At 41.1% G+C, this 11,489-nt stretch carries 11 protein-coding genes; 9 read left to right on the plus strand and 2 right to left on the minus strand.

Annotated features, from left to right (window positions below; genetic code table 11):
* Positions 1–75: 75 nt before the first annotated feature.
* From L1267_RS20115 to nqrM, 8 genes are all read left to right on the plus strand, one after another.
* Complete coding sequence (locus L1267_RS20115) at positions 76–1,419, plus strand: Na(+)-translocating NADH-quinone reductase subunit A (RefSeq protein WP_235383916.1); 1,344 nt, start codon at positions 76–78, stop codon at positions 1,417–1,419.
* 4 nt (positions 1,420–1,423) lie between these two features.
* Positions 1,424–2,626 carry an NADH:ubiquinone reductase (Na(+)-transporting) subunit B gene (locus L1267_RS20120; RefSeq protein WP_235383917.1) on the plus strand — a complete coding sequence of 401 codons (1,203 nt, stop codon included), beginning with the start codon at positions 1,424–1,426 and terminating at the stop codon, positions 2,624–2,626.
* Entirely contained in the window at positions 2,619–3,371 is a 753-nt protein-coding gene (locus L1267_RS20125; RefSeq protein WP_138557283.1) for a Na(+)-translocating NADH-quinone reductase subunit C, read from the plus strand. Before L1267_RS20120 ends, L1267_RS20125 begins: the two co-directional genes overlap by 8 nt.
* Positions 3,371–4,003: an NADH:ubiquinone reductase (Na(+)-transporting) subunit D gene (locus L1267_RS20130; RefSeq protein WP_054554281.1), complete on the plus strand. Its 633-nt coding sequence runs from the start codon at positions 3,371–3,373 to the stop codon at positions 4,001–4,003. The genes L1267_RS20125 and L1267_RS20130 overlap by 1 nt, the downstream gene beginning before the upstream one ends.
* A gap of 10 nt (positions 4,004–4,013) precedes the next feature.
* Positions 4,014–4,622, plus strand: a complete 609-nt coding sequence (nqrE, locus tag L1267_RS20135) for an NADH:ubiquinone reductase (Na(+)-transporting) subunit E (protein WP_016708692.1) — start codon at positions 4,014–4,016, stop codon at positions 4,620–4,622.
* A gap of 19 nt (positions 4,623–4,641) precedes the next feature.
* Positions 4,642–5,868 (plus strand): NADH:ubiquinone reductase (Na(+)-transporting) subunit F, encoded by a 1,227-nt coding sequence (gene nqrF, locus L1267_RS20140; protein WP_135923740.1) that lies wholly within the window; start codon positions 4,642–4,644, stop codon positions 5,866–5,868.
* Positions 5,869–5,981: 113 nt separating this feature from the next.
* The gene (locus L1267_RS20145; protein WP_138557284.1) at positions 5,982–7,013 is read left to right on the plus strand and encodes an FAD:protein FMN transferase; all 1,032 of its coding nucleotides are present in this window, start codon (positions 5,982–5,984) and stop codon (positions 7,011–7,013) included.
* 341 nt (positions 7,014–7,354) lie between these two features.
* Entirely contained in the window at positions 7,355–7,567 is a 213-nt protein-coding gene (gene nqrM / locus L1267_RS20150; protein WP_036966498.1) for a (Na+)-NQR maturation NqrM, read from the plus strand.
* Between the two features lie 117 nt (positions 7,568–7,684).
* Here nqrM and L1267_RS20155 read toward each other — a convergent pair whose 3' ends face one another.
* Positions 7,685–9,028 (minus strand): alpha-L-fucosidase, encoded by a 1,344-nt coding sequence (locus L1267_RS20155; protein WP_235383918.1) that lies wholly within the window; start codon positions 9,026–9,028, stop codon positions 7,685–7,687.
* A gap of 245 nt (positions 9,029–9,273) precedes the next feature.
* On the opposite strand from L1267_RS20155, the gene L1267_RS20160 reads away from it, so the two are divergent.
* Positions 9,274–10,251 (plus strand): transposase, encoded by a 978-nt coding sequence (locus L1267_RS20160; protein ID WP_235383919.1) that lies wholly within the window; start codon positions 9,274–9,276, stop codon positions 10,249–10,251.
* A gap of 213 nt (positions 10,252–10,464) precedes the next feature.
* Here L1267_RS20160 and L1267_RS20165 read toward each other — a convergent pair.
* The coding region (locus L1267_RS20165) for a peptidase M14 (protein ID WP_235383920.1) at positions 10,465–11,489 on the minus strand (1,025 nt) is incomplete at its 5' end.

The raw sequence follows: 11,489 nt of genomic DNA on the forward strand, positions 1-11,489 counted from the left end.
AACCTGAGCATATCAAAAGGCGACGTGGTTGGTACGATTTTTCAGTTTCTTTCCGTTAATGTAATGCAAGTGCGTATGATCAACATAAAAAAAGGTCTGGATTTACCGATAGAGGGCGCACCTCAGCAAGTTATTCATGATGGTTCTGCCGTCAAACGTGTAGCTGTGCTAGGTGAAGAATATATTGGTATGCGTCCAACCATGCATGTTCGCGTGGATGACCAAGTCAAAAAAGGCCAGGTACTTTTTGAAGACAAAAAGAACCCAGGCGTCTTATTTACTGCACCAGCTTCTGGGGTAGTAAAAGAAATTAATCGTGGTGCTAAACGTGTGCTGCAATCTGTTGTTATTGAAGTTAATGGCAGTGAGCAAATCACCTTTGACTCTTTCAAGGCCGATGAGCTTTCGAGCTTAGACCGTGAAAAAGTGAAAGAAGTACTGGTTCAGTCAGGTCAATGGACAGCACTACGTGCTCGCCCATTCAGCAAAGTAGCTGCTTTGGATGCAAATCCGAGCTCTATCTTTGTAACGGCTATCGACACTAACCCGCTAGCTGCAGATCCTGCAGTGATCATTGCTGAAAACACTCAAGCATTTGAAGCTGGTTTAGCTGTGGTATCTCGTTTAACTGACGGCAAAGTATTTGTTTGTAAACAAGCTGGTAGCCAAGTGCCTAGTTCATCAATCCCTCAAGTAGAAGTACATGAGTTTGGTGGCAAACATCCGGCTGGCCTTGTTGGTACACACATTCATCACTTAGACCCAGTTTCTGCTAGCAAGCAGGTTTCGCACTTAGGTTACCAAGACGTAATCGCGTTTGGTAATTTGTTCCTGACAGGTGAAATATTCACAGACCGTGTTGTTTCTCTTGCTGGTCCTCGTGTTAAAAACCCACGCTTAGTTAGAACTCAGCTTGGCGCATCTTTAGATGATTTAGTTGCTGGCGAATTAGAAGACGGTGATAACCGTGTAATTTCTGGTTCAGTGTTGTCAGGTGCTATTTCTCAAGGTCCACATGCGTTCTTAGGTCGTTACCATGTTCAAGTATCTGTATTACTTGAAGGTCGCGAAAAAGAGCTATTCGGTTGGATTGCACCAGGTGCTAATAAGTTCTCAGTAACACGTACCTTCTTATCTCACCTAACACCAAGCCGTCTATTTAACATGACGACTTCAACAGGTGGTTCGAAGCGTGCCATGGTTCCAATTGGTAGCTATGAGCGTGTTATGCCTTTAGACATCCTACCTACACTATTATTACGTGATTTAATCGCACGTGATCTTGATGGTGCAATTTCGTTAGGTGCGCTAGAGCTTGATGAAGAAGATTTAGCATTATGTACCTTCGTTTGTCCAGGTAAATACGAGTATGGTTCAATCCTACGCGATTGCTTGACTACGATCGAGAAGGAAGGCTAGAGAGATGGGTTTAAAGAAATTTCTAGAAGATATTGAGCCGCATTTTGAACCGGGTGGTAAACACGAGAAATGGTATGCGCTTTACGAAGCTGCAGCGACTATTTTTTATACGCCTGGTTACGTAAATAAAGGCAAAACACATGTTCGCGATAACATCGACCTAAAACGTATGATGATTTTAGTGTGGATGGCAACGTTCCCTGCAATGTTCTTTGGTATGTTCAACATCGGTCATCAGGCCGCAGGTGCTTTAGCACAAGGTTTTGAACTAGCAAATACATGGCAAGTTGGTCTGTTCCAATTATTCGGTGGTGAGTTAACTGCTGACTCAGGTTGGGGCGCGAAAATGTTTTACGGTGCCTGCTTCTTCCTACCAATATACGCAGTAACGTTTGCTGTGGGTGGTTTCTGGGAAGTGTTATTTGCTTCAGTGCGTAAGCACGAAGTAAATGAAGGTTTCTTCGTAACATCTGTACTATTCGCACTAATCCTACCTGCAACGATTCCTTTATGGCAAGTTGCACTAGGTATTACGTTTGGTGTTGTAATCGCTAAAGAAATCTTTGGTGGTACAGGTCGTAACTTCCTTAACCCTGCTCTTGCCGGTCGTGCGTTCTTATTCTTCGCATACCCAGCGCAAATTTCAGGTGACACAGTATGGACTGCAGTAGATTCATTCTCTGGTGCAACTATGCTTGGTCAAGCAGTGGTTGGTTCACTTGATTACAGCAACATGGAACTATGGTGGAATGCGTTCTACGGTTTCATTCAAGGTTCTGTAGGTGAAACGTCAACACTAGCACTATTAATCGGTGGTTTATTCCTAATTTACGTGCGTATCGCTTCATGGCGTATCGTACTAGGTGTATTCCTAGGTATGGTTGCAACGTCATTCTTACTGAATACAGTTGGTTCAGAAACTAACGCAGTATTTGCTATGCCTTGGCACTGGCACTTAGTTCTTGGTGGTTTTGCATTTGGTATGTTCTTCATGGCAACAGACCCAGTATCTGCATCATTCACTGACAAGGGTAAGTTCGCTTACGGTGCGTTAATCGGCTTTATGGTTGTAATGATCCGTGTTGTTAACCCGGCATTCCCAGAAGGTATGATGCTAGCAATCTTATTTGCTAACTTATTTGCACCATTATTCGATCACTTTGTAGTGCAAGCTAATATCAAGCGGAGGTTGGCACGTAATGTCTAGTAATAACGAATCAATCGGCAAAACGCTAACCGTTGTTGTTGCACTATGTTTAGTGTGTGCAATCATCGTATCGTTTGCTTCAGTTCAGCTTCGTCCTTTACAGCAAGCTAATAAAACACAAGATATTCAACGTAATATCTTAGCTGCGGCTGATATTGAAGTGTCAGGTACTGTATCTGATACGTTCAATTCTAGAATCGAAGCACGTGTAGTAGATATGAACACTGGTGAATTTGTTGAAGGTGTTGATCCTAACTCATTCGATTTCGAGAAAACTAAGTTTGACCAAGCACGTAGCTTTGCGTTAAAAGCAGAAGGAATTAAAGACATCGCTGGTATTCAGCGTATGACAAAAAATTCACCTGTTTATATCTCGAAAAAACCAGACGACTCAGTTGATGCAATCATTCTACCTATCCAAGGTTACGGCCTTTGGGGGGTTATGTATGGCTTCTTAGCGCTTGAAAGCGATGGTGAAACTGTTAAGAACATCAATTTCTTCAAGCACAACGAAACGCCAGGTCTGGGTGGTGAAATTCAAAATCCACAATGGACTGCTAAATGGCAAGGTAAAGAGTTACCAATCAATATCATGAAGAGCGGTGCAAAGAACGAACATCAAATTGATGGTCTTTCTGGTGCAACATTAACTTCAAACGGTGTTGATCACACAGTTGACTTTTGGACTGGCGAAAACGGTTTTGGTCCTTTCCTTGCGAAAGTACGTGAAGGAGCGTTGAAATAATGGCTGATACTAAAGAAATGAAGTCGGTCCTATTTGGTCCGGTATTCGCAAATAACCCGATCGCACTACAAGTACTTGGTATTTGTTCTGCACTAGCGGTTACTTCAAGCTTAAAAAATGCACTTATCATGTCAATCGCATTGACGCTAGTAACTGCATTCTCTAGCTTGTTTATTTCGTCAATTCGTAACCATATCCCATCATCTGTACGTATCATCGTGCAAATGACGATCATCGCATCACTTGTAATCGTTGTTGACCAAGTACTGCAAGCATTCTCTTATGCAACAGCTAAAGAGCTTTCTGTATTCGTTGGTCTAATCATTACAAACTGTATCGTAATGGGTCGTGCTGAAGCATACGCAATGAAGTCACCACCGCTAATGTCTTTCCTAGACGGTATCGGTAACGGTTTAGGCTACTCAGTAGTGCTATTAACTGTTGGTTTCATCCGTGAGTTATTCGGTAAAGGTTCACTATTCGGTGTTGATATTATCCCACTAGTACAAAACGGTGGCTGGTATCAACCAATGGGTCTATTGATTTTACCACCGAGTGCATTCTTCATTATTGGTTTATTTATTTGGGTACTTCGTACCTTCAAGAAAGACCAAGTAGAAGCAAAAGCGTAAGGGGCGAGCAGTGGAACATTATATTAGTTTATTTGTAAAAGCAGTTTTCATTGAAAACTTAGCTTTAGCCTTCTTCCTAGGTATGTGTACTTTCCTTGCTGTATCAAAGAAAGTAACAACGTCAATCGGCCTAGGTGTGGCAGTTATCGTGGTACTAGGTATCTCAGTACCAGTAAATAACTTGGTTTATCACGCTGTTCTTGCACCAGGTGCATTAGAGTGGCTTGGCTACCCAGAAGCAGACCTTAGCTTCTTACGTTTCTTGACTTTCATCGGTGTTATTGCAGCACTTGTACAAATTCTTGAAATGGCATTAGATAAGTTCTTCCCTGCACTTTACAACGCGTTAGGTATCTTCTTACCACTGATCACAGTTAACTGTGCAATCTTCGGTGCGGTATCTTTCATGGTTGAGCGTAACTATAACTTCGGCGAATCTGTTGTTTATGGTATCGGTTCAGGTGTGGGCTGGGCACTAGCAATTACTTTACTTGCTGGTATCCGTGAAAAAATGAAGTACTCAGACGTTCCTGATGGCTTACGTGGTTTAGGTATTACTTTCATCACTGTTGGTCTTATGGGTCTTGGCTTTATGTCATTCTCTGGTATTTCACTTTAATAGGTAGCGAGGATAAATCATGAATGAGATTTTCTTAGGCGTTGGTGTTTTCATCGCTATCGTTGTTATTTTAGTTTTAGTTATCATTGGTGCTAAATCTAAATTAGTAGCAAGCGGCGATATCACCATCGGTATTAATGGCGACCCAGAAAAAGCTATTACAACATCAGCAGGTAGCAAGCTATTAGGCGCGCTAGCTGATTCAGGTATCTTCGTTTCATCTGCGTGTGGTGGCGGTGGCTCTTGTGGTCAGTGTCGTGTACACATCAAAGAAGGTGGCGGTGATATCTTACCAACAGAACTTGATCACATCTCTAAAGGTGAAGCTCGTGAAGGCTGCCGTTTAGCGTGTCAGGTAAATGTTAAAAACGACATGGAAATTGAACTTGAAGAGTCAATTTTCGGTGTTAAAAAGTGGGATTGTACGGTTATCTCTAACGATAACAAAGCGACATTCATCAAGGAACTTAAACTACAAATTCCTGATGGTGAGTCTGTACCATTCCGTGCAGGTGGTTATATTCAAATTGAAGCACCAGCGCACCACGTTAAATATGCTGACTTCGATATTCCTGAAGAGTATCGTGGCGACTGGAACCACTTCGGTTTCTTCGATCTGGAGTCTAAAGTAGACGAAGAAACAATTCGTGCATACTCAATGGCTAACTACCCAGAAGAAGAAGGCATCATCATGCTTAACGTGCGTATCGCTACGCCGCCGCCAAGAGACCTAAGCCTTCCATGTGGTAAAATGTCTTCGTACATTTGGTCACTTAAAGCAGGTGATAAAGTGACTATTTCTGGTCCATTCGGTGAGTTCTTCGCGAAAGACACTGATGCAGAAATGGTATTCGTAGGTGGTGGTGCAGGTATGGCACCAATGCGTTCACATATTTTTGACCAACTTAAGCGTTTAAAATCTAAGCGTAAGATGAGTTTCTGGTATGGTGCACGTTCTAAGCGTGAAATGTTCTACGTAGAAGATTTTGATGGCTTAGCTGCAGAAAACGATAACTTCGTATGGCACACAGCACTGTCTGATCCACAACCAGAAGATAACTGGGAAGGTTACACAGGCTTCATCCATAACGTACTTTATGAAAACTACTTGAAAGATCATGAAGCGCCTGAAGATTGTGAGTTCTACATGTGTGGTCCTCCAATGATGAACGCGGCTGTTATCAACATGCTAAAAGATCTTGGTGTAGAAGACGAAAACATCTTATTAGATGACTTCGGTGGCTAACACCATACACAAAACAATAAGTTTTGGTTAGAATACAGGCCTCGTAGCACACAGTGTTACGAGGCTTTTTTATTTCTATACCTACATTGCGTGGTATCCAAAAGGTGAATGCTATGAATAGAGTGTTTTATCGCCAAGGTTTGATGGCCTTTTTTCTACTAACTATTACTTTACTCATGGCTGGTTGCAGCCAAGCAGATAAGGTCGAAGAGCTTTATTTTGAAGGTAAGACAATGGGTACCACCTATCACATAAAGGTGTACGCTGAGTCTTCAAAAATTGCAGGCATTGATTTACATCCTGAAATTAAGCAAGTGCTTAAAGATGTAAATCAATCTATGTCGACTTACATTCCAGATTCAGAAATTAACCAGTTTAACCAGTTACCAGCAGGGCAGGTGATGCCAATTAGCGCTGATTTTAGAAACGTGGTAGCTGAATCAATCCGCCTTGGTGAATCAACAAAAACGTTAGATGTCACTATGGGGCCACTTATTGACTTGTGGGGTTTTGGCCCAGATAAAAAGCCAACTAAACGCCCAAGTGATGAAGCATTGGCTGCAATGGTTGCCAAGATTGGTGTTGATAAGCTCGAACTTACTGATGCAGGTTTGATGAAAACAATAGATGGTTTAGAGCTATCGTTTTCCGCTACAGCCAAAGGCTATGGTATTGATAAAGTCGCTGAAGTGATAGAAAGCCATGGTCTGACAAATTATATGGTTGAGATTGGTGGTGAGCTTCGTGTATCGGGTATTAAGCCTGACAACATCACGTGGAAAATTGCAATTGAACAGCCTGATGCTGAGCCAGGCGTTCGTAAAGTGCATAAAGTGATTGAGCCTGGTACCAATGGTATTGCGACATCAGGTGATTACCGAATTTTTTACGAAATGGATGGTGTCACATATAGCCACCTAATTGATCCTGTAACAGGTATGCCTAGTCGTCATGACTTAGTATCAGTTACAGTGTTGCACCCATCAGCAATGACTGCAGATGGCCTAGCCACAGCGCTTACAGTAATGGGCATGGAGCGCGCGCAAAAATATGCTGAAGAACATGCTTTGCCAGTGTATTTAATTGGTAAGTCAGACAATGGCTTAGTAACTTATTCAAGCCCTGCATTTAAACCTTATTTGTAGCAGGGCAAGAAGCAGTGCATACCCAAGCCATCTCAAGATGCAGAATTCAGCGTTTCACAGGTGTTTAATATCAAGGCGTTACTTTGCAACAATGGCAGTCCCTTTTAAGAAGTAACAACGATGAGACTAAGCGCCTGTGAAGCGCCCAAAGGGTTGGTTTAAAAGCGATTTATACTGCGTTATTGATTTTAACAATAGAACCACTATTGCTTGCAATCAATGCCTTGCCTAAATCGCTTTTAATTCCAACTGAAACTCGCACCTTGAGGTGGTTTGGGTATATAATACATACAGCCCAACAGGTTGGGCTTGATTTAATTGCTGACGATAGGGGCAAAGCAATGTCACTTTTTCTTCTTACATTTGGTCTACTTATTTTAATTGTGGCAGCGATGGCTGTCGGCATGATTGTGCAAAAGAAATCTATGGCCAGTAGTTGTGGTGGTCTAGGCGCTGTTGGTATCGACAAAGCTTGCGACTGCGACGACCCATGTGACAAGCGTAAAAAGCGCATGGCTAAAGAACAAGCTTGGAAAGAGAATCAAATTCTTTAACCACAAAAAAGCGCCTTGAGGCGCTTTTTTAATGCCTAAATTTTACAAGGACAGTCACTGTTAAATATATTTTACTTAGACAGTCATACTTGATTTTAAGCCTTAGTTTTTAAGAAGTTAATCATTTAACTTTAACTCGATGACTTGAACGTACTCTTCATTATCAAACTGCAAATCTTCTAAAGTAATTGCGCCCTCAAATTGTTTAAAGTTAACTGGTTTTGAAGTTCTTAAATTAGTTGCATACTTGATGGGAGTTGCAAGCTCAATGCTTAATGTATCTGCTTGCCAGTTAAGAATATGAATAAAAATACTCTCATTATTATGGGTACTAACTCCCCAGTTTTGCGGGGAAATAGGGCCGCCTCGAGTACCGTATATACTTTTACCGAACACCTTGAGCCACTGGCCGATTTCTGCAAAAGTTTTTAGGTTTTCTGGTTGGATTTTGCCGTTAGGCATAGGCCCAGTATTTAGTAAATAATTAGAGTTTCTTCCTGCGGCACTTACTAAGGTTTGTACGAGCTCTTTAGTCGTCTTGTAATTATCATCAGTTAAACTGAACCCCCAGCTACCGTTCATTGTTTGTGCCATTTCTAAAGGTAATTCACCTAATCGTTCTTGATTAGTAGGCAGCTGTTGTTCAAAGCCCTGATAATCCTCTCCCGGAACAGTAAATCTGTGATGGTTATTTACGATTAAGGTTGCTGGTTGTAATTCATGGATCATTTTATAAGTGCGTTGCAGTTGCCAGTTATCCCAATTGTTAGAGTCTTCTTGGTCCCACCAACCATCAAACCAAATACCACCAATGGGCCCATATTGAGTTAAAAGCTCTTTTAGTTGTGCATCTTGAAATTGCAGGTATTTTTCCCAGTCTCCACTTTTTTCTCGCTTAGTGTAATGACCTGTTCGGCCCCATGGGTAGTAATCTGGGTGATGCCAATCAAGCTGAGAGTAGTAAAAGAAAAGTTGTAAACCATGTTTATGAGCTGAATTAGCTAGCTCTTTTATAGGGTCTTTTTTATAAGGTGTACTATCTACTATATCAAAATTAGATACTTTACTATCGTACATAGCAAACCCATCATGATGCTTTGAAGTAATAACAATATACTTTGCTCCAGCATCTTTAAACGCCTTAACCCACTGTTCTGCATCGAAACCAGTTGGGTTAAAAAACTCAGCCAAACGCTGATACTTAGGGCCTGAAATACGTAAATCTTCCATGATCCACTCGGCTCCATAGGGGCTTCCTACACCACCAAGCTGACTGTACAGTCCCCAGTGCAAAAAGATGCCAAACTTATTATCTTGAAAACGTTCTCGAGCTTTTAAGTTTTCAGGGGCGGGAGTGTACGCTTGGGCTTTACTAGGGTCAATTGCGACGCCTGTCCCAGCATGCCCTACACTTGAAAATACAAGCAGTACTAATATCAGCAAGCAATTTAATTTATTCACTGTATACCTCATAAACTAGGTTCTTTACTTAAAGGTAGCAGGAAATCATTTAGCGAAAAGTAAAGCAATTATGCATATTCGAAGGTTTTATATATGCAAAAGCATAGGATTACGACGTTAAAAGTAAAACTCATTTACACGGACAGTCACTTTTATCTATTAACTTATTCTTGCGGCAAAAAAGATTTTGTCTACACTTTAGTTACAGCTAATGCATTTCAAATTATCAGTTCAAGGAGTGGACGATGGCTTTAGCAAGGAAGCGGCAAATCTGTTTGTCGAATACTAAGTATTATCACTGTGTATCCCGTTGTGTTAGACGCGCTTACCTTTGTGGAGAAGACGCACTCACTGGTAAATCATATGAACACCGCCGAGGATGGGTCGAAGATCGCCTGCTTGTTCTCGCAAAGGTATTTTGTATTGATGTGTGTGCTTATGCCGTAATGAGTAATCATACTCATGTATTGCTTTATGTTGATGATAAAAAAGCAAATAGGTTATCTGATAAGGCTATTCTTTTACGCTGGTATAAGCTCAGTAAAATGACGCCTTTAGGTCAAAAATTTCTTCATGGTGAGCCGTTAAGTGACGGCCAACAAGTCTTCTTAAGTAGAGAGGTTGCAGAATACAGAGCGCGCCTTTCGAGCATTAGTTGGTTTATGCGAATGCTTAATGAGTATATTGCCAGACGTGCAAATAAAGAAGATGAGTGTACAGGGCACTTTTGGGAAGGGCGTTTTAAGAGCCAAGCATTACTTGATGAATCAGCGCTTTTAGCATGTATGGCCTATGTTGATTTAAACCCCGTTCGTGCAAAAGCTGCGAGCACCCCAGAGCAATCTGATTATACTAGTATTAAAAAACGATGCCAAAGCGTGAAGGAATCAAAGCAGCCTAAGCTACTTGCTCGTTTTGTTGGTGGAATGAACAAGTATAAATCAAAGGGAATACCTTTTGAGTTAAAGTCATACCTGTTGCTTGTGGAGCAAACTGGGCGTTGTATTGGTACGGATAAGCCCGGATATATAAAACATCATTTACCTTCTATCCTTAAAAGGCTGAATTTCGAACCGGAAAACTGGTTAACGTTAACAACTCAGTTTGAAAACTTATTTCATGGAGCTGCAGGTCGAGTAGCTGCTGTTGAAAATTATTGCAGTAAAACTGCTCGTAAGCGACGAAGTAACCTAGCAAATTGTAAGCTATTACTTGCTAGCTAATTTTTAATTTCAATAATTTGTAACTTTTTGCAAATTCTTGCAGCTAACTTGTGCTTTCCATTTTTATAAACCTAAGTCTTTCATCATGACTTTTATTAGTGGAATAAGCTAATAGGGTGCTTTGCCTGCACAGCTATTATTTTAGGTTACAAATTTAAGGTATTTGGAGATTTAACAGGCACTTTTAACAGTGCCTGTCTTTTTAAATCGTGTTTAATCTAAATTAATTAGCTCAGCCCCTAAGACTGCGTACTTATTTTTGCCATTTGCTTGTAAGAAAAAGGCGGCAGGTGCATGAAGTGAAGGTATTGATGTAAATACACTTTTGCATGCGTAAACTGGCCAATTTGTGGCGTTTTCTAGCATATTAATATCGCCAGAAAAGCAACTATACCCTTGTATTAAAAGCTCTTTATATTTGCTTTCTGTAAGCGTTAACGACTCATTTAAAACAAAGCTGTTACCTACTTTAAAGTTCAGGCTGCTTGCATCTAAACTCGTGTAACCTTGGCGGATACTGCTTATATCACCCAATTCTTTAATTATGGGTGACTGTCCTTTGTTATTGACTGCAATATCTATCTGGTAATCACCTAGCTCACTATTTACTGTCACATCGTCTATTAGTAAGTCGACCCAATTGTCTTTAGCGTTAAATGGAATGGCGTGGTACTGGGCTATTTTCGCGTTTTTCCATGCTCCCGTAGTTAACGAATCGATTGCATTCTTATATAAAACACGGTTAACCTTGCGGGCTATTTGTCGGTTTGGATCGTTTGGGTAAGCGCCTGATTCAATTAGTATAGTTCGGATCCCTTTTTCTGAAAAGGTATCGCCAAAACTGCGGAAAGAGTAACTGTCGTTGTACTTTCCTAAGTGCCCAGGGATCATTGTTTTAACCGATTTGGCTAAGTGGGCAATAAACTGCATAGCCTCACCACGACGTTTATTTACTTCTCTTGCTTCATTATAGGCGGGTGCTAGCACTGAAATGGTGGCTTGTTTTCCCATTTTACCTGCACCGTAATAGGCATTCTGATCATGTAAGTTAAAGCCAAAGTCAGGTTTAAATTCATTTGCAACAGCCATGAGTATTTGCCCCTCTTTTGTGCGAAGAGCTTTAGCATCACGATTTAAATCAATACCTTGAGCATTATGACGAGTTTGCATTGCAGCGCCATCTGGATTAACCATGGGAATGATGAGAAGGGTTATTTTCTGTTGCCATTTTTCTAGCC

Source organism: Pseudoalteromonas sp. OFAV1 (genome assembly GCF_021532595.1).
GTDB lineage: Bacteria > Pseudomonadota > Gammaproteobacteria > Enterobacterales > Alteromonadaceae > Pseudoalteromonas > Pseudoalteromonas lipolytica_C.

What these genes read in the sequence shown, in the direction of transcription:
- L1267_RS20130 (WP_054554281.1), top strand. Translation starts at nt 3,371, where the DNA reads ATGGCTGATACTAAAGAAATGAAGTCGGTCCTATTTGGTCCGGTATTC.
- nqrF (WP_135923740.1), top strand. Translation starts at nt 4,642, where the DNA reads ATGAATGAGATTTTCTTAGGCGTTGGTGTTTTCATCGCTATCGTTGTT.
- nqrM (WP_036966498.1), top strand. Translation starts at nt 7,355, where the DNA reads ATGTCACTTTTTCTTCTTACATTTGGTCTACTTATTTTAATTGTGGCA.
- L1267_RS20120 (WP_235383917.1), top strand. Translation starts at nt 1,424, where the DNA reads ATGGGTTTAAAGAAATTTCTAGAAGATATTGAGCCGCATTTTGAACCG.
- L1267_RS20115 (WP_235383916.1), top strand. Translation starts at nt 76, where the DNA reads ATGATCAACATAAAAAAAGGTCTGGATTTACCGATAGAGGGCGCACCT.
- L1267_RS20125 (WP_138557283.1), top strand. Translation starts at nt 2,619, where the DNA reads ATGTCTAGTAATAACGAATCAATCGGCAAAACGCTAACCGTTGTTGTT.
- L1267_RS20160 (WP_235383919.1), top strand. Translation starts at nt 9,274, where the DNA reads ATGGCTTTAGCAAGGAAGCGGCAAATCTGTTTGTCGAATACTAAGTAT.
- L1267_RS20145 (WP_138557284.1), top strand. Translation starts at nt 5,982, where the DNA reads ATGAATAGAGTGTTTTATCGCCAAGGTTTGATGGCCTTTTTTCTACTA.